This window comes from Burkholderia sp. Ac-20365 (assembly GCF_017104715.1).
Classification (GTDB): Bacteria; Pseudomonadota; Gammaproteobacteria; order Burkholderiales; family Burkholderiaceae; genus Paraburkholderia.
Map to the genome: position 1 here is coordinate 1 of NZ_JAAGPI010000002.1, position 18,404 is coordinate 18,404.

The following is an 18,404-nucleotide window of genomic DNA, read 5'->3' on the forward strand; positions in this document are numbered from 1 at the left end:
GCATGGGCGCGGGCGGTGCGATGGCCAGGCTCGGCGCGTCCACGCACGCCGCGCAACTGACCGACGACGCAGCCGACCTCGATCTGCCCAGCCTCGACGCGAACGAAGCTGCGGCCGCACGCCGCACGTGGCGTCCGGGCGCGGCTGCGCAAGCCGCGAGCGGTGAAAACGACTCGATGTACGAGCGCTCGAAGCTGAACCCCGTGTTGACCTTCGACAATTTCGTGACCGGTAAGGCGAACCAGCTGGCTCGCGCAGCCGCGATCCAGGTCGCCGACAATCCCGGCATCTCGTACAACCCGCTGTTCCTGTACGGCGGTGTGGGCCTCGGGAAGACTCACCTGATTCACGCAATCGGCAACCAGCTGCTGATGGACAAGGCCGGCGCGCGCATCCGCTACATCCACGCGGAACAGTACGTGTCGGACGTGGTGAAGGCGTATCAGCGCAAGGCGTTCGACGACTTCAAGCGCTACTACCATTCGCTCGACCTGCTTCTCATCGACGATATTCAGTTCTTTTCGGGTAAATCCCGTACGCAGGAAGAATTCTTCTACGCGTTCGAGGCGCTCGTGGCGAACAAGGCGCAGGTGATCATCACCAGCGATACCTATCCGAAGGAAATCTCGGGTATCGACGACCGTCTGATCTCGCGCTTCGATTCCGGCCTGACAGTCGCAATCGAGCCGCCCGAGCTTGAGATGCGCGTCGCGATTCTGATGCGCAAGGCGCAATCGGAAGGCGTGAATCTGAATGAAGACGTGGCGTTTTTCGTCGCGAAGCATCTGCGTTCGAACGTCCGCGAACTCGAAGGCGCGCTGCGCAAGATCCTCGCGTACTCGAAGTTCCACGGCCGCGAAATCACGATCGAGCTGACCAAGGAAGCGCTCAAAGACCTGCTGACGGTGCAGAACCGGCAAATTTCGGTCGAAAACATCCAGAAAACGGTCGCGGACTTCTACAGCATCAAGGTCGCCGACATGTATTCGAAGAAGCGGCCGGCCAACATCGCGCGGCCGCGCCAGATCGCGATGTATCTGGCCAAGGAGCTGACGCAGAAGAGCCTGCCGGAAATCGGCGAGCTGTTCGGCGGGCGCGACCACACGACCGTGCTGCACGCGGTGCGCAAGATCGCCGATGAGCGCAGCAAGGACGCCCAGCTCAACCACGAGCTGCACGTGCTGGAGCAGACGCTGAAAGGCTAAAGCAGGGGTTGGGGCGCAGATAGAGTCGAAGGTTTCCTCGAACCTGTCGGAAAATTCGATCTGTTTATTGCGCAAGCCACCCCCAATTTAGGGAAGTGCTTCCATTTTCAGGCACAATACAGGTTTAACCGCCCGGCAAAAGCGGGCGGGATTCAAAACGCCGTGACCGGCGCAGCACGGCGCCGGCGGGGGGCCGGGGCCGCGCGCTTCAACATTGCCGGGTAAGGCGCGCAGGCCGTCACATCAACGAAGGAACTCTATGCAACTGGTCAAGACCGAACGCGATAACCTCCTCAGGCCGCTGCAAACCGTGAGCGGCATTGTCGAACGCCGTCATACGTTGCCGATCCTCGCCAATTTGCTGATTACCAAGAACGGCCCGGACGTCTCGTTCCTGTCCACCGACCTCGAACTGCAAATCACCACGCGCGCCGACTTTGGCGTTGGCGGCGAATCGGTGGCCACGACCGTGGCGGCACGCAAGCTGCTCGACATTCTGCGCGCCATGCCTGACGGGCAGGTCACGCTGACGCTGAACGACAAGCGTCTGACCGTCCAGTCCGGCAAGAGCCGCTTTGCACTGCAGACGCTGGCGGCCGACGAGTTCCCGACCGTCGCTCAGGCTAAAGACTTCGGCGCAAATCTCGCAGTTCCCCAAAAGACGTTCCGCCAGTTGCTCGGCATGGTCCACTTCGCGATGGCGCAGCAGGACATCCGTTACTACCTGAACGGCATGCTGCTGGTGGTGGACGGCGATCAGCTGATGGCGGTCGCAACGGACGGTCACCGTCTGGCGTTCTCGTCGATGAAGATCGAAGGCTCGTTCGCGCGCCAGGAAGTCATCATCCCGCGTAAGACGATTCTCGAACTGCAACGGCTGCTCGAAGACATCGACGACGTTCTTAAGATCGACATCGCGCCGACGCAGGTCAAGTTCACGTTCGGCGGCGTCGAGCTGGTCTCGAAGCTGGTTGAAGGCAAGTTCCCGGATTTCCAGCGCGTGATTCCGAAGTCGCACAAGAACACGTTCGTGATCGGCCGTGAAGAACTGCAGCGCTCGCTGCAACGCGCGGCCATTCTGACCTCGGATAAGTTCAAGGGCGTGCGCTGCATCGTCGAGCCGGGCCAGCTGAAGATCATGTCCACCAACGCGGACCAGGAAGAAGCGCAGGAAGAACTCGAAATCCCGTACCAGGGCGACAGCATCGACATCGGTTTCAACGTCACGTACCTGCTCGACGTGCTCGCGAACCTGAAGGTCGACATGCTGGAAGTGAGCCTCGGCGACGCCAGCTCGAGCGCGCTGATCACGATCCCCGAGAACGACGAGTTCAAATACGTGGTGATGCCGATGCGCATCTGACGCGTCCAACACGAAGAACACACCAAGGGGCGCAGCGCCCCTTTGGTGTTTTTATGGTGTTTTGAAAAGCTCCGAGCAGTAACGAAGCAGCAACGCAGAACCGGAAGAAATCCATGACTGATACGAACAATTCGCAACCCGATAACAGCTACGGCGCCTCGTCCATTCAGATCCTCGAAGGTCTGGAGGCCGTGCGCAAGCGGCCGGGTATGTACATCGGCGATACGTCGGACGGGACCGGTCTGCATCACCTCGTGTTCGAGGTGCTCGACAATTCGATCGACGAGGCGCTCGCCGGTCATTGCGACGACATTCAGGTCATCATCCACGCCGACAACTCGATTTCCGTGACCGACAACGGCCGCGGCATCCCGACGGGCATCAAGCGCGACGACAAGCACGATCCGAAGCGCAGCGCCGCTGAAATCGTGATGACGGAACTGCACGCGGGCGGCAAGTTCGACCAGAACAGCTACAAGGTGTCGGGCGGTCTGCACGGCGTGGGCGTGTCGTGCGTGAACGCGCTGTCGGCGTGGCTGCGCCTGACCGTGCGCCGCGACGGCAAGAAGCACTTCATGGAATTCCATCGTGGCGTGGTGCAGAACCGCGTGATCGAGGAAGTGGACGGCGAACGTCTGTCGCCGATCCCCGTCGTCGGCGATACGGAAAACCGCGGCACAGAAGTGCATTTCATGGCCGATGAGACGATCTTCGGCAATGTCGAGTATCACTACGACATTCTCGCGAAGCGTATCCGTGAACTCTCGTTCCTGAACAACGGCGTGCGGATTCGTCTCACCGATCAGCGTTCGGGCAAGGAAGACGATTTCGCGTTCGTCGGCGGCGTGAAGGGCTTCGTCGAGTACATCAACAAGACGAAGAGCGTGCTGCATCCGACCATTTTCCATATCGTCGGTGAGAAAGACGGCGTGGGCGTCGAAGTGGCGATGCAGTGGAACGACAGCTACAACGAAAACGTGCTGTGCTTCACCAACAACATTCCGCAGCGCGACGGCGGCACGCACATGACGGGTCTGCGCGCGGCCATGACACGCGTGATCAACAAGTACATCGTCGATCACGAAATCGCGAAGAAGGCGAAGGTCGAAACGTCGGGCGACGACATGCGTGAAGGTTTGTCGTGCGTGCTGTCCGTGAAGGTGCCGGAGCCGAAGTTCAGCTCGCAGACCAAGGACAAGCTGGTGTCGTCGGAAGTGCGCGCGCCGGTGGAAGAAGTGGTCGCGAAGGCGCTCGAAGAATTCCTGCTCGAAACGCCGAACGACGCGAAGATCATCTGCGGCAAGATCGTCGACGCAGCCCGTGCACGCGACGCAGCGCGCAAGGCGCGTGAAATGACGCGACGCAAGGGCGTGCTCGATGGCGTCGGTTTGCCTGGCAAGCTTGCAGACTGCCAGGAGAAAGATCCTGCCAAGTCCGAGATCTATATCGTCGAGGGCGACTCGGCAGGTGGTTCGGCAAAGCAGGGCCGTGACAGAAAATTCCAGGCCATTCTGCCGCTGCGCGGCAAGGTGCTGAACGTCGAGAAGGCGCGTTACGACAAGCTGCTGTCGTCGGAACAGATCGTCACGCTGATTACGGCGCTCGGTTGCGGTATCGGCAAGGAAGACTACAACCTCGACAAGCTGCGCTATCACCGCATCATCATCATGACCGACGCTGACGTCGACGGCGCGCACATCCGTACGCTGCTGCTGACGTTCTTCTACCGTCAGATGCCGGAGATGATCGAGCGCGGTTATATCTACATTGCGCAGCCGCCGCTGTACAAGGTGAAGGCGGGCAAGGACGAGCGTTATCTGAAGGACACGGCGGAGTTGAACGCGCACATGCTGCGTCTGGCTCTGAATGGGTCGGAACTGATTACGTCTGAAGGCGCGACGCCGATCGCTGGCGATGCGCTTGGTGAACTGGCTCGTTCCTATCTGTTGGCGCAGGCTGTCGTAGATCGTCTGAGCCGCTTGTACGACGAAGCGGCGCTTGGCGCGGTGATGGATGGCGTGACCATCGATCTGTCGAGCGAGCAGTCGACGGAAGCGTCGGCCCGCGCGCTCGAAGCGAAGCTTCGCGACGATCCGCTCAAGCCTGAAATCAATGTGGTCCCGATGTACGACCCGGTGCGCGAACTGCGTTCGCTGCGTGTCGAGCGTCGTCATCACGGCAACGTGAAGGTCTCGGTCATCGACGAAGAATTCCAGCTGACGGCCGATTACCAGCAACTCGTGAACACGGCGAATACGTTCAAGGGGCTGATCGGCGAGGGCGCTGTGATCAAGCGTGGCGAGCGCAGCATGGCTGTCGGCGACTTCAAGAGCGCGATGAAGTGGCTGATCGCGGATGCAGAACGCAACGTGTCGAAGCAGCGCTATAAGGGACTCGGTGAGATGAATCCCGAACAGCTCTGGGAAACGACGATGGATCCGAACGTGCGTCGCTTGCTGCGCGTGCAGATCGAAGACGCGATTGCAGCGGATGGCATCTTCACGACGCTGATGGGCGATGAAGTCGAACCGCGTCGCGCATTTATCGAAAGCAATGCGCTGCGGGCGGGGAATATCGACGTTTAAGCGTCTTGTAGCTGAACCCATAACCTGAGAATCTGGGACCCATAAGTTGAGAAACTTATGGGTCTTTTTTCTCGATAGCTCGAATTAACGCTTGTACGAAACGGAAATAGAAGCGTTTACAGATGTTTCTAGTTGGCTATGGGCAAGAGCAGCGGCAGCAGAGGCAGGCAGTCTGGCAGCAACCAATCCGCAGGCAAGCGGGTACGAAGGCGGGGAACGGCGGCCGCGGGCGGACGGCGAATGGTCTTGTCGGCGAGAACTGGCCAAGGCACCACCGGCGGTAAGTCCGGTGGTAACCGCGGCAACGCGACGTCTTCGGGCACCGAGAGGTAACCCGGCGTTGCGCGATTGCATCTCTCAAGTGCTTACCTCGCGTGCCATTACGGTAACCCTCCGGGGGCACCGCATCTGGCCGCGTTTCCTTCGTCCCGGCCGGAAACGGGCGGCGACTCCGACGCTGATTTCAGATAGTCGATGGCGAGCAGATTAGATGGACGGCCAAGGCGATGGGCAACTGCTCGCGGAGGATGGACCGGACTTTGCACTAGATACTCCAGTCGGGACTCATCCGTCGAGAAGGTCGACACAGTCTGCTGCGCGTCCCGGCGTGATTAACGCGACCCCGATTCGAGCTCGAGCGGCCAGCTCACGAGATTGAAGCCCCTGAACATAGAACCCGTGAGCGACACGGTCGATTCCAGCGCCCGCGAGCGGTGCCGCCGCTCGCAACGCGGAGCGAAGAGCAACACTGTTAGTCAGTCCACCGTGCAGAATCATGTTTCTTTGCCGGTAGAGCCGGTGGAAAACCTCCGAAACGGCAGCTTGAACAGCAGACAGCGTCGGTGATGGAGATTGAATTAAACCTCCCATTCGCGCTATGGCTGCTTGCTCTTTCACTTGCGTAAAGCCGAAGTTGGTGCCTCTTGCCACTTCTTCCGCCACCAGTGCCGCCCTGTCCCGGTTTGCGCCGACGTTCGCCCAAGCCTGGGCAACGTCAAGACGCATCTTCTGAGCGAGGTGGGAAAGATGGGTGAACTCTGCCCGTGGGTAGGAGCAAGCGACTAGATACGCCAAGCTATCTGCGGCGGCTGACCGGTCTCCCGATTCCCCAAGGAGTGATTCGATTGCAGCCCATCCGCCCGCGATTGCGGTGCTGGGAGAGCTGTTTTGAAGATGCGCGAGCAGTTCAATCGCCGAGTCGACATTACTACCGTCGGGTTCGGCAAAAATTTGGTCTTCTCGGTACAGGGCGCGCACCTTCACTCCTCGATGCTTGGCGCCAATCGGAAGAGCGACGGGATGCCCTTGGACCCAGAGGAACGGAAGCAATTGAAGCGGCCTGCCCGCGCCAATCGATGCGCGAGCGACATACCCATCAATCACCGCGGTTGCCGAGTCAACGGCCGCGAACACATCACGTGCCTTCGTAGGCAGAACGAGGCCCCCGCTTTGCCTGAGCTCGGTGGTTGCAAAACCGTTTTCTTTCAACCACGACGATACTTGGGCCGCGCTAAGCCATCCTCTTGGATACCCGGAGGCAGACTGCGGAGGCGTCACAAAAGCTAGCAAGACCTGGAACGTCTGGCTTTCCCGATTCGCGATTTCCTCGTGGGCATCGCGGAGCAACTGTGGAAGCGTCTGCCGCTCTGGCCGCCTATACAGGCGCTCAGCGAACCAATCGTGAAGAAACCGCTGCGAAAAGCCGGCGTCGAGGAAATACGACGCCAGACAGCGCGCCACTCTTTCGGGCGATTGCGGCGGTCTTGCCTGCAAAATGTCAGCCCAGCGCAGTAGATAATCGTCCCCAACCCGCTCTCGCAATTGCCTCAGTGTGTAATAAGCGACTCCATGGAGGCGAGGAACGTCTCGAAGCGCCTCGTTCAGCGTATTACGCTCGTGAGCCTGCAAAGCGAGGTCTTGCCCGGCGACACGCTTGCATAAACTCAGCAGCCTTTTGACGGACGGTTCCCCGAGAACGCCTGCTTGTGTCGCGGAACACGCCTCCATCAGCTCGTCTATAAGCAAGGGCAAGCTCACTGCCCATAGCGACCGATGCCACGGCGCCTGGGCCGAAAAAAATTCGGTGGTCCGCGCAGCGACGGTGCCATAGCCCGGATGGACAGCTTGGAGCATTTCAGTTATTCTCGTCGCAGCAAGTGGTACAGCAAAGTCTAAGGGGACACGTCCTGTAACGCCAAATTCGGTTTACCGTAACGCGGCCGCACGGTTCCACGTCCCCTCGAATGAAAGCAGTAGCTCCGTGTGGAGCTACTGCTTTTTTCTTTTTGGGCGCTCCGCTCCGTGCTACATCGGCCCAACTCAAACTATCTGCTTTCAAAGAGACTATCTGCTTTCAAAGAGCGCCCGTCAGAATTTGGTACATGAGGGCGGTATGATGATAAATCTGTCGCTCCTTGTTTTTCCCGAGCCCTGGATAATGTTCTTCGGCGGCATCCGCTGCGTATTCCTGAAGAGCCCGGTCGTTGCCGAATTCGCGCGGGCGCGCCATAGCAGCAGCCACCAGCTTCTCGGCCGCTTGTTGATACTTGCCGCCAACTGTCCCGACGTTACGCTCGGTGTCGTCAGATACAAAATGCTCAACCCAGATTTCGCTCGTACGCCGCGCTTTGTAGGTAGCGTGGATGGCAACCGCAGATGGCTGGCCACCGCCCGGAACAAAGGCTGAGCCAACAACCGAGTAGTCACCGAACCCAATGGCTACATCGCGAAACGTCAAATGGCGGTCTGTAAAGAACTCCGTGCCTCGATAGTCGGCGTTTTTCGGCTGAGCAACGAAGTCGTCACGGATGTCGACCGCCTTGGTCGACGGTAGCGCTGCGCGTTGCGCTGCGCTCATGCGCTCGTGCAAGTTGATGTGAAAGCGAACGCGATTGTGCGCAGCCAATGCTTGTACCTCCGCCTGCGTCAATCGCGCGTTCCAATACAGCAAGGCTACCGCCCGGCGGGGATATTCAGCGAGGAAGCGAGTCACATCGGCACGAGTCGTCGTTTGTGAGCAAAGATAGCCTGGAATAATCGACGGGTGCTCTTCAATCTTGGCAGACACTGCTTCCGCCCAATCTTCGTCGACTCCATTTCTAAATTCGTGCTGATACGGGTTCACAATCACCACCGCCCCAGCGCCGGCGCGTCCAAAAACATCTATGCCCGCCCGAATTAAGTCGCTCGGATTGCTGTTCACGGGCTCTAGGATAGGTACAACTACATCAGCTAGCTGATAGTCGTTGCAAAGCGCGCGAAGCGCATACAACTCCGAGCGACGGGCGTGAAAATATGGGAAATACAAGGTCGGCCTCTCTCTGTCCGCTTTTGTGAGCGGAGAGAGAGGCCGTTTTAAATCAAACGGTAATGGATGTCTTCTCTCAATGCAGAAAGTGCGGTTTCTCTCTGCCGCCCCGACAACGGAGTCGCATAGCCGAGAACGCGGAGGCTCTTAGGTAGCGAAGTGACAAAGCGCACAGTAGCCCCGTCGGTTTTTCGATTTCTTAATGCGTTGACGAAGATAGCATGCGCCTCATCGGGCGTAAACTGGCTAAAGACCGAGGCACAAAATGCTTGGATAACGGCGGTCGGTTTTTCAATCGTTGCGCATAACTTACTTTCGGCAGCCGCGACATATTCGGCCTTGTGAAGGCAACTAAATACCGCGGACGGCTGAACGTTATCCCGATTACCCATCGGCTCACGAAGCGTGCAGAGAGAGCCGCGCTCCGTCAGTGTCAGAATGCCGACGCGAGGGTCGGTTATTGTCATATAGTTATCGACGCATCGGGGGTGCGTAACCAGGCAGACGCGGTCAAACGCCGCAAGATAATCAGTCGTTTGAGTTGTTAGGCGACGAGGTGTATCAAATTCCGTCTTTATTTCGTAGGCGGTCGCCGTGCCATTGAAGACTGCAACATCAACAATCGACCGTCCAACCGGCAATTCAACGTGCATGCAGGATGTCCGTGGGCTATGGCGGCCGAATATGATTCGATTTGCGATTTCAGTCTTGTAGACGAACTCGTTCCGATACCCACGTCGAATCTCGTGCCATGCAGAGTCAAATAGGGCCGACAGCGGCTGGCGACCTGCCTTCCGAACCAGTCCGTGAGTCTCAAGAAAGGACAGGGGCTGGCGCCAGTGTCCTGTCCGCGCAACCTCCGAAAAAATAGGGCGCGCAAACATTCTGGCAAGGATACGCAGGCGCTCAGCGGCTGTTAGATTCATTTTTGCTACGATTTTTGGTAGTCAGGCACGCACAGTTTATCAAGGCAGGCCAGCAGCGGACATCTGCATTCAGCTGCCCGTCAGGAATCAATCGCGCAGCCTAGGCGATGACCGCGTACATTGAATCCGCCCATGTGTTGAAATGAACCGAAAGGGCTACGATTTCTGACCAGTAACGAGCGAGAACCTTCAGCGTGGCCCCAGCGGCAGGTAAGCATGCGAGCACATAAAACACGGCGAACGTCAGTTTCAAAAACCGCAGTTGGGTGTGCAGTGCTTTTTTTCGTGTCTCCAGAACGTTTCTGAGCACACTTGGATACGTCTCGAGCTTATTGAAGAAAGGAGAAAAAGCGAGCTCAAAGCTTGCCTTCAAACGGTCTGCCGCAAGCCAAAGGTTGCGCAAAATGATGAAGTAGACGACGGAGACAATAGCGAGTCCCAGACAACCGATGAAAAAGGCAGATGTTGTCTTGGCGTCGTCCAGAGCAATAAGGGCGACAAGAGAAAGAGGAAGAGCCAGTAGCTTACCCCCGATGTCGCCAAAGACTCCGCTAAGCTTTGACGCGTATTCAATCTCCGAGTCGGCTATCTTCTTTCGAATTTCGTCGAAAGCGAACTTGTTGATGTAGGACTGGAAATTGTGCCGATACTTCAGCAGGACCTCACGCCACTCCTTGCAGAGATGTGTCAGCCGGTTTGTATCGGCGCCAGCGCTCGCTAGCACATCACTGATTGCGCTTTTCATTACGAGACGACGTTCTTCGACATGCATCTTCTTGGCGTTGCTACCATCGACCAGCAGTTCGAGCAGATGCAGATGCGCCAACGTATTGTCGAGTGCCGCTTCTTCGGGAGAAACTTCGAGCACCAGAGTACGTTGCGGTTTACTACCATCGGACGGCAATACGAACAGCAGGCGATTCGCGCCCGAACCAAATGTGAGACGGTCCTCAGCGAACTCGGACAGCATGCGGATGAAGTCCACGAGCTTCTCTACCTCCTCCAATTTCGTTGGCTTGGTCGTGTCTCCAGAGTAATAGTCGAGGTCAGCAATATAGAAATCTGTAGGAAGAACCCCGAACGCAATTGAAGGTGTCCGAAAGAAGGCCGAAAAAGTATTATAAAAGTGTCCGTTGCTCCCCTGCGGCAACGAGACTTCGATGCGAAGTTGTCCATCGCCTTGTCGGAAATAATCGACCTCGCCGTAGGCTGCGTCCAGTTGATTGGATGCATCGACAAGCCGCTGCATTTCGGCGTCAACTGCGCCGACAAAAACGTACCTGCCGTTCTCGTCGACTTCAGGCCTCGCGAGCGCACGATAAAGTGCGACGACTTCAGCAAACATATCAGCCGCCCTTCAAGGCGCTGTCCAGACGCGCAAGGAATTCCTCGGGAAGGTTTCGATATGTGAGCGTCTTTTTGTCTTTGTCGTAAAACAGCGTGGAATTAGCATCGCTGCCCAGCATGCCGCGGTCGAACTTGATGCTGATGCGTTCGTTCTGCAGCAACACTTTGCTGAACCTCTTGACCACGTCCGCGTTAACTTCAAAGTGCTCTGGCACCTTGAATTTCTCCCCGTTCAAATACTCTTGAAGGTCGGCGACATACTCAGCTTTGTCTGCCGGCACGACACGAATCAGTTCCTCGTGGACACCATCGAGCGTCGCCGGCTCTCCTGCTGCCAGCCGTCCCTGCAGGTACTCTGACAGGCGTTCCTTGGCCTGTTTTCGAAGCGTATTGATTTCCTTCCTGTCATTGAAGTACGCATCTACAGCTTCAAACAGCTTGCTAGTGGCTCTCGTCGAAGATAAGCCAACCACACAACCGAGCGCGGTCACGAAGTAGGCAGACGAGTCGCGACTTGCCCGCTGCGACAGGAAAGAAAGATAGACTGCATCGTTATCCGCTCCGGCCTTTTGCGCTACCGGAGCTGCAGCAACGATTGCCACCTCAGGATTGTCTTCATCTGCTCCCTTATCGGCAGCAACAGGGTCTTTCTCGGCAGCCGCAACAGCCTCCAGAAAATCCGCGACCCGAATCTGTGCTGCTTGGTGGAGCTTCGACATATCGACCTCCACAATCCCCACAGGCACGTAATTCTCGTCCAGCAACACGCCGCCTTTTTGTTTAATCATCGCAATGATGACCGCGGTGTCGCCGGCTTCTGTGTCGTACATGGCGCACAAGATGTGGCCGCCGGTCGACAATGGCTCAGCCGCCGCCTGTTGTGTGACTTGGTCAACCACAAGGTGCGTCAGGGCAAGAAAGGCAGCGGCATCAGGAGTGTCTCCGATGGGCTGCGCGCTCACGCATTTGCCAAACGCCGCCGGGAACGGTCCTTCGCGACCGTCTGAGCCAAAACGCCCCCACACCTGGTTATTTTCCTTTTTCCCTAAGAGAACAGACATCCCTTTAACGAGAGAAATGACGCCAGGCAGCTTCGTATCGAGTAGCTGGTCCTTCTTTACGACTTGTGCGATGTCTTTCCGTGCCTCTTTAACGAAGCCGTGAATGACGCTATGGTGGATTTTGAATGGCATTTTTGAGCCCGGCGTTGTTGTAGTAGCAGTATTAAACGCCGGGGGTATCCCCGCGCGAGTTACTACTTTCTCTCACTCCTTGACCGCCGCCCCGCAATACGTTCTTCGCGCGGTGTGAGGGATTTCAGGAAAATGCGTAGTCTATCCTGCTGGCGTAGTTGCCGCTTACCACCAACCATCCTGTCTTTCCCGAATTATCGAGAGCACTTACCGAAAAGGTCGTCGATGCAACATCAATGGGCAACTTCGGTGGCAACGAGCTGAACAGCGAGCGGCGCAAGCAGTTTCGATGCGCGACCACGTGGACACCCCGCGCCGCCGTAATTAAGCCCGTTGGCGAGTCCATGCGTCATTCAAGATAGAATCGCTATCAATTTCTTGGTGACGAGATGCCGGGCTTTATGCTCGGATATACACCTGACTATGACCGGACGAACCAGTTCTGATGCTTGACGACATCAAAAAGACCCTCTGGGCAACCGCCGACAAGCAACGCGCCAATATGGACGCTGCCGAGTACAAACACATCGTGCTCGGCCTCATTTTCCTTAAGTACATCTCCGATACTTTTGCCGCCCGGCGAGTTGAGCTGACCCGCCGCTTTGCCGACGAAGGCGATGAATACTTCCTGCACGGCGGCGACGACGAGGCGCTCACCGACGAGCTTGAAGACCGTGACTACTACCGCGAGGTTAACGTATTCTGGGTGCCCGAAACTGCGCGTTGGGAGAGCCTGCGCAGCGCGGCCAAGCAGACCGACATCGGCAAGCGCATTGACGAGGCGCTGGCGGAAATCGAAGCCGAGAACCCCAAGCTCAAAGGCATCCTGGACAAGCGCTATGCCCGCTCGCAGTTGCAGGATGGCAAGCTGGGCGAGCTGGTCGACCTGATTTCGACCATCGGCTTTGGCGAGGACGCGAGCCAGGCGCGCGATGTGCTCGGGCAGGTGTACGAATACTTCCTCGGCCAGTTCGCCAGTGCCGAAGGCAAGAAGGGCGGGCAATTCTACACGCCGGCCTCCATCGTCAAGACGCTTGTGGCTGTACTTGCACCTCACCACGGCAAAGTCTACGACCCCTGCTGTGGCTCCGGAGGCATGTTTGTGCAGTCTGAAAAGTTCATCGAAGCTCACGGCGGCAAGCTGGGCGACGTATCCATCTACGGCCAGGAATCCAACCCCACCACCTGGAGGTTGGCGGCGATGAACCTCGCCATTCGGGGTATCGACTACAACCTCGGGCGAGAACCGGCCGACACCTTCGTGCGCAACCAGCACCCGGACCTGCGCGCCGACTTCGTACTGGCCAATCCGCCTTTCAACGTGAGCGACTGGTGGCACGGTAGCCTGGAAGGCGACCCGCGCTGGGTCTATGGCACGCCGCCGCAGGGCAACGCCAACTACGCCTGGCTGCAGCACATGCTGTATCACCTCAAACCCAATGGCCGCGCCGGTATCGTGCTCGCCAATGGCTCGATGAGCTCCAGCCAGAACTCCGAAGGCGACATCCGCCGCGCCATGGTTGACGCCGACGTGGTCGAAGTCATGGTGGCCCTGCCAGGTCAACTTTTCTTCAACACCCAGATTCCGGCCTGCCTGTGGTTCCTTGCCAAACAGAAAGCCAGCCGTCAAGGAGAAGTGCTGTTCATTGACGCCCGCAAGCTCGGCAGCATGATTAGCCGTGTACAGACGGAACTGACCGACGAGATTATTGAGCGCATTGCCGATACTGTTGCCGCCTGGCGCGGCGAGGCGATTGATGATGTCGGTGAATATGCGGACGTTCCCGGCTACTGCCGGAGTGTGAGTCTCGCCGAGATTGCAGAGCACGGCCATGTGCTGACGCCGGGGCGCTATGTCGGCGCCGAGGAAGTCGAGGACGACGACGAAGCCTTTGCCGAGAAGATGCAGAAGCTCACGGAAAAACTGGGCGAGCAGATGGCAAAAGGCGCGGAATTGGACCGGTTGATTCGGCAGAAACTGGGAGGGCTGGGGTATGAGTTTTGATTGGTCCAGCGGCAAGCTTGGTGATTTCATTGAACTGAAGCGGGGCTACGACCTTCCACAAGCCAAGCGCCAGCCAGGCGCGGTGCCACTGGTTTCTTCCTCTGGTGTCAGCGACCGGCATAACGTCGCGATGGTCAAAGGGCCCGGAGTCGTAACTGGTCGATACGGAACAATTGGTCAAGTGTTCTTCATCGAAGAGGATTTTTGGCCTCTGAATACGACTCTTTACGTGCGTAATTTCAAAGGAAATGACCCAAAGTTCATCCATTACTTCTTGAAAACAGTGGATTTCTTTGCGTATTCAGACAAGGCTGCGGTCCCGGGAGTTAACCGCAATCACTTGCACGAAGCTTTGGCGACTATTCCACCGCTAGCCGTGCAAAAGGGAATAGCAGGTATTCTTGGCTCTCTCGACGACCGCATCACCCTCCTGCGCGAAACCAATGCCTCGCTGGAATCCATCGCCCAAGCCCTGTTCAAGTCCTGGTTTGTCGATTTCGACCCCGTCCGCGCCAAGCAGGAAGGGCGCACGCCTCAAGGCATGGACGATGCCAAGGCTGCGCTGTTTCCGAACGGGTTCGACGACTCGGAGCTGGGGGTGGTGCCGAGGGGGTGGCGCGTCTCGACCTTAGCGGACGTATCGGCAAATTGTGGTGGCGCGATTCAAACGGGACCGTTCGGTAGCCAACTACACGCTTCCGATTATGTGGAATCCGGAATTCCAGTGGTCATGCCAAAGGATATTCAGCGGCGCAGAGTCGATGCCGGCACAACCGCCCGCATTCGGTCCGAGGACGCGGACCGGCTCGAACGGCACAAACTCAAGCCAGGCGATATTGTGTTCAGTCGTCGGGGCGATGTTGAACGACACGCGTTAATTGGCGAGCGTGAGGTTGGATGGTTGTGCGGGACCGGTTGCTTGCTTGTTCGTCCAGGTCCGTCATTTCAGTCATCTTCGTTTCTCTCTATGACGCTAGACGCTCCGCGTGCGCGACAATGGCTTGTCCGACATGCCGTTGGTGCAACGATGCCTAATCTGAACACTTCCATCCTCGGGTCCGTGCCCGTAGTGATTCCCGACACGAAGGTCTTGGAGGTATTTGAAGAGACGATTTCCACGACGGAAGCACGGCTCAGCCAAAATTCAGAGGTGGCAAACACGCTCAGCTCCATCCGTGACATGCTCATTCCTCGCCTGATTTCCGGCCAACTCCGCCTTTCCGAAGCCGAGGCGCTCGTCGCCTGAGAACGACCATGACCGAAGACCAACTCGAACAGGAAACGCTGGGCTGGCTTGCCGATGTCGGCTACACGCACCTTTTCGGCCCGGATATTGCGCCGGATGGTGCCAGCGCCGAGCGGGCCGACTATCGCCAGGTATTGTTGGTCGAACGTCTGCGAAGCGCCATCGCGCGCCTCAACCCGGGCATCCCGCCCCAGGCACGCGAGGATGCCGTGCAGCGGGTGCGGGACCTCGGCATCCCCGCGCTGCTCTCGGCCAACCGGGGGTTCCACCAGTTGCTGGTCGGTGGCGTACCGGTGGAATATCAACGCGACGGTGAGACACGCGGCGATTTCGTGCGGCTCATCGACTGGGCCAGGCCGGCGGGCAATGAGTGGCTGGCGGCCAATCAATTTGCCATCAAAGGCCCGCATCACACGCGACGGCCCGACGTGATGCTATTCGTCAATGGCTTTCCGCTGGTGCTGCTGGAGCTGAAAAACCCTGCCGACCAGAACGCCGACATCTGGAAGGCCTACGACCAGATTCAGACGTATAAGGCGCAGATTCCGGACGTCTTCCAGTACAACGAGGTCCTGGTGATTTCGGATGGGTCGCAGGCGCGCATGGGCTCGCTTTCAGCGAATGCGGAGCGCTTCATGCAATGGCGCACCATCGATGGTGTCACGCTTGACCCGCTCGGCCAGTTCAATGAGCTAGAAACATTGATACGCGGTGTGCTGGCACCGACATACCTGCTGGATTACCTACGCTTCTTCGTCTTGTTTGAGGACGACGGCGGCCTGGTCAAGAAGATTGCCGGCTACCACCAGTTTCACGCGGTGCGTGCAGCCATCCAGCAGGTGGTGACGGCATCACGCCCTGGCGCCAGCCACAAGGGCGGAGTGGTCTGGCACACGCAGGGCAGCGGCAAGAGCATCACCATGACCTGCTTCGCGGCGCGCGTGATGCAGGAAGCGGCGATGGAAAACCCGACCATTGTCGTCATCACCGACCGCAATGACCTCGACGGACAACTGTTCGGCGTGTTCTCGCTGGCGCAGGACCTGTTGCGCGAGCAGCCTGTGCAGGCCGACACCCGCCAGGACTTGCGCGCCAAACTCGCCAACCGGCCCTCGGGCGGCATCGTGTTCGCCACCATCCAGAAGTTCATGCCCGGCGAGGACGAAGACACGTTCCCCGTGCTCTCGGACCGGACCAACATCGTGGTCATCGCCGACGAAGCGCACCGCACCCAGTATGGGTTCGAGGCACAACTGAAGGGCAAACCGGGCCAGGAAAAGTATCAGGTCGGCTATGCGCAGCACCTGCGCGATGCACTCCCCAATGCCACCTTCGTAGCCTTTACCGGCACGCCGGTATCGAGCGAGGACCGTGACACGCGCGCTGTATTCGGGGAGTACATCCACGTCTACGACATGCAGCAGGCCAAGGAGGATGGCGCCACGGTCGCCATCTACTTCGAGTCGCGCCTGGCGAAACTGTCGCTCAAGGCCGGGGACCTGCCTCACATCGACGCGGAAGTTGACGAACTGGCCGAGGACGAAGAGGAAAGCCAGCAGGCCAAACTTAAGAGCCGCTGGGCCGCGCTCGAAAAGGTCGTCGGTGCAGAACCCCGCGTGACTGCTGTGGCGACCGACCTCGTGGCGCACTTCGAGGAACGCAACAAGGCTCAGAACGGCAAAGCCATGGTGGTTGCGATGAGCCGCGAGATTTGCGTTCACCTTTACGACGAAATCGTCAAACAGTGCCCCGACTGGCACGACCCGGACCCGGAGAAAGGCGCCATCAAAATTGTCATGACAGGCTCAGCGAGCGATAAGGCGCTGTTGCGGCCGCATATTTACAGTGGCCAAGTCAAGAAGCGGCTGGAAAAGCGTTTCAAGGACCCGGCTGACCCGTTGCGTATCGTCATCGTGCGCGACATGTGGCTGACTGGCTTCGATGCGCCTTGCGTACACACGTTGTACGTGGACAAGCCCATGAAAGGTCACAACCTGATGCAGGCGATTGCCCGGGTAAACCGCGTCTTCAAGGACAAGCAAGGCGGCCTCGTAGTCGACTACATCGGCATCGCCAACGAGCTGAAGACCGCCCTGAAGGAGTACACCGCCAGCAATGGGCGAGGTCGTCCGACGGTCGACGCGGCCGAGGCGTATTCCGTGCTGGCAGAAAAGCTCGACATCCTGCGCGGCATGCTCAACGGTTACGACTACAGCGGCTTTCTAATCGGCGGGCATAAGTGCCTCGCTGGTGCGGCCAATCACGTATTGGGCATTAAAGACGGCAAGAAACGCTTTGCCGACACGGCGCTCGCCATGAGCAAGGCCTTTACGCTGTGTTGCACGCTCGACGAGGCCAAAGACGTGCGCGAGGAAGTGGCTTTCATGCAGGCGGTGAAGGTCATTCTCACCAAGCGCGAGCTGAGCGACAAGAAGAAGACCAACGAGGAGCGCGAACTCGCCGTCAGGCAAATCATCAGTTCGGCCGTGGTGTCCGAGAAGGTGGTGGATGTGTTCGAGGCGGTCGGGCTCGAAAAACCGAACATCGGTATTCTCGATGAAGCCTTCCTCGCTGAAGTCCGTAACCTGCCTGAACGCAACCTCGCCGTGGAACTGCTAGAGCGCTTGCTGGAAGGCGAAATCAAGAGCCGATTTGCAAGCAATGTGGTGCAGGAAAAGAAGTTCTCTGAGATGCTCGCTAACGTCGTGACGCGTTACCAGAACCGGGCGATTGAAACAGCCCAGGTCATCGAAGAGCTTATCGACATGGCCAAGAAGTTCCGCGCTGCCGCGACACGGGGCGACGAACTGGGTCTGACGGAGGACGAAATCCGCTTCTATGACGCGCTGGCCAACAACGAGTCAGCCGTCCGTGAGCTGACCGACGAGACGCTCAAGAAAATTGCACACGAACTCACCGAAAACCTGCGCCAGAACATCACTGTGGACTGGTCGGAGCGGGAGAGCGTGCGAGCCAGGCTGCGGCTGATGGTCAAGCGTATCCTCCGCAAATACAAGTATCCGCCGGACCAGCAGGACGGAGCGGTGGAGCTGGTCCTGCAGCAGGCCCAGGCACTCGGAGAGGCGTGGAGCTAGCCAGGCCGCAACGTTTTCCGAAGCGCGCCAGTGGTCACTTCAGGACGCTCGTTTCATGGCGTCGCCGCCAACCGCTCTCCATGACTGACCTTATGGAGATAGAAGAGTTGCTGTGGCTGTCCCGTGTAACGG

The 18,404-nt window shown here is 58.2% G+C and carries 11 protein-coding genes; 6 read left to right on the forward strand and 5 right to left on the reverse strand.

Annotation, left to right across the window (positions count from 1 at the left end):
• The 3 genes from dnaA to gyrB all read left to right on the forward strand — a co-directional run.
• Nucleotides 1–1,205 (forward strand): chromosomal replication initiator protein DnaA (dnaA, locus tag G3O01_RS03400; RefSeq protein ID WP_241023638.1); only part of this gene is annotated, 1,205 nt, incomplete at its 5' end.
• Nucleotides 1,206–1,464: 259 nt separating this feature from the next.
• Nucleotides 1,465–2,568: a DNA polymerase III subunit beta gene (dnaN, locus tag G3O01_RS03405; RefSeq protein ID WP_054918018.1), complete on the forward strand. Its 1,104-nt coding sequence runs from the start codon at nucleotides 1,465–1,467 to the stop codon at nucleotides 2,566–2,568.
• A 113-nt stretch (nucleotides 2,569–2,681) separates the two neighbouring features.
• Complete coding sequence (gene gyrB / locus G3O01_RS03410; RefSeq protein ID WP_205803124.1) at nucleotides 2,682–5,153, forward strand: DNA topoisomerase (ATP-hydrolyzing) subunit B; 2,472 nt, start codon at nucleotides 2,682–2,684, stop codon at nucleotides 5,151–5,153.
• Between the two features lie 564 nt (nucleotides 5,154–5,717).
• Here gyrB and G3O01_RS03415 read toward each other — a convergent pair.
• The 5 genes from G3O01_RS03415 to G3O01_RS03435 all read right to left on the reverse strand — a co-directional run bounded on the left by G3O01_RS03415 (nucleotide 5,718) and on the right by G3O01_RS03435 (nucleotide 11,926).
• Nucleotides 5,718–7,286 (reverse strand): integrase, encoded by a 1,569-nt coding sequence (locus tag G3O01_RS03415; RefSeq protein WP_205803125.1) that lies wholly within the window; start codon nucleotides 7,284–7,286, stop codon nucleotides 5,718–5,720.
• 220 nt (nucleotides 7,287–7,506) lie between these two features.
• Nucleotides 7,507–8,460, reverse strand: coding sequence for a sce7725 family protein (locus G3O01_RS03420; RefSeq protein WP_205803126.1), 954 nt, complete (start codon nucleotides 8,458–8,460; stop codon nucleotides 7,507–7,509).
• Between the two features lie 47 nt (nucleotides 8,461–8,507).
• Nucleotides 8,508–9,386, reverse strand: a complete 879-nt coding sequence (locus tag G3O01_RS03425; RefSeq protein WP_205803127.1) for a sce7726 family protein — start codon at nucleotides 9,384–9,386, stop codon at nucleotides 8,508–8,510.
• 100 nt (nucleotides 9,387–9,486) lie between these two features.
• The gene (locus tag G3O01_RS03430) at nucleotides 9,487–10,731 is read right to left on the reverse strand and encodes a hypothetical protein (RefSeq protein ID WP_205803128.1); all 1,245 of its coding nucleotides are present in this window, start codon (nucleotides 10,729–10,731) and stop codon (nucleotides 9,487–9,489) included.
• 1 nt (nucleotide 10,732) lies between these two features.
• Complete coding sequence (locus tag G3O01_RS03435) at nucleotides 10,733–11,926, reverse strand: nucleoid-associated protein (RefSeq protein WP_205803129.1); 1,194 nt, start codon at nucleotides 11,924–11,926, stop codon at nucleotides 10,733–10,735.
• Between the two features lie 445 nt (nucleotides 11,927–12,371).
• On the opposite strand from G3O01_RS03435, the gene G3O01_RS03440 reads away from it, so the two are divergent.
• The 3 genes from G3O01_RS03440 to G3O01_RS03450 are packed head-to-tail and all read left to right on the forward strand — an operon-like array spanning nucleotide 12,372 to nucleotide 18,272.
• Nucleotides 12,372–13,931: a class I SAM-dependent DNA methyltransferase gene (locus tag G3O01_RS03440; RefSeq protein ID WP_205803130.1), complete on the forward strand. Its 1,560-nt coding sequence runs from the start codon at nucleotides 12,372–12,374 to the stop codon at nucleotides 13,929–13,931.
• On the forward strand, nucleotides 13,921–15,177 hold the full coding sequence (locus G3O01_RS03445) for a restriction endonuclease subunit S (protein ID WP_205803131.1): 1,257 nt from the start codon (nucleotides 13,921–13,923) through the stop codon (nucleotides 15,175–15,177). The genes G3O01_RS03440 and G3O01_RS03445 overlap by 11 nt, the downstream gene beginning before the upstream one ends.
• Nucleotides 15,178–15,185: 8 nt before the next feature.
• The gene (locus G3O01_RS03450) at nucleotides 15,186–18,272 is read left to right on the forward strand and encodes a type I restriction endonuclease subunit R (protein ID WP_205803132.1); all 3,087 of its coding nucleotides are present in this window, start codon (nucleotides 15,186–15,188) and stop codon (nucleotides 18,270–18,272) included.
• Nucleotides 18,273–18,404: the final 132 nt, after the last annotated feature.

Bases quoted from the DNA above. Each gene is read 5' to 3' on its own strand.
- G3O01_RS03435 (WP_205803129.1), bottom strand. From the start codon at position 11,926: ATGCCATTCAAAATCCACCATAGCGTCATTCACGGCTTCGTTAAAGAG.
- G3O01_RS03415 (WP_205803125.1), bottom strand. From the start codon at position 7,286: ATGCTCCAAGCTGTCCATCCGGGCTATGGCACCGTCGCTGCGCGGACC.
- G3O01_RS03430 (WP_205803128.1), bottom strand. From the start codon at position 10,731: ATGTTTGCTGAAGTCGTCGCACTTTATCGTGCGCTCGCGAGGCCTGAA.
- G3O01_RS03440 (WP_205803130.1), top strand. From the start codon at position 12,372: ATGCTTGACGACATCAAAAAGACCCTCTGGGCAACCGCCGACAAGCAA.
- dnaN (WP_054918018.1), top strand. From the start codon at position 1,465: ATGCAACTGGTCAAGACCGAACGCGATAACCTCCTCAGGCCGCTGCAA.
- G3O01_RS03450 (WP_205803132.1), top strand. From the start codon at position 15,186: ATGACCGAAGACCAACTCGAACAGGAAACGCTGGGCTGGCTTGCCGAT.
- G3O01_RS03445 (WP_205803131.1), top strand. From the start codon at position 13,921: ATGAGTTTTGATTGGTCCAGCGGCAAGCTTGGTGATTTCATTGAACTG.
- G3O01_RS03425 (WP_205803127.1), bottom strand. From the start codon at position 9,386: ATGAATCTAACAGCCGCTGAGCGCCTGCGTATCCTTGCCAGAATGTTT.
- gyrB (WP_205803124.1), top strand. From the start codon at position 2,682: ATGACTGATACGAACAATTCGCAACCCGATAACAGCTACGGCGCCTCG.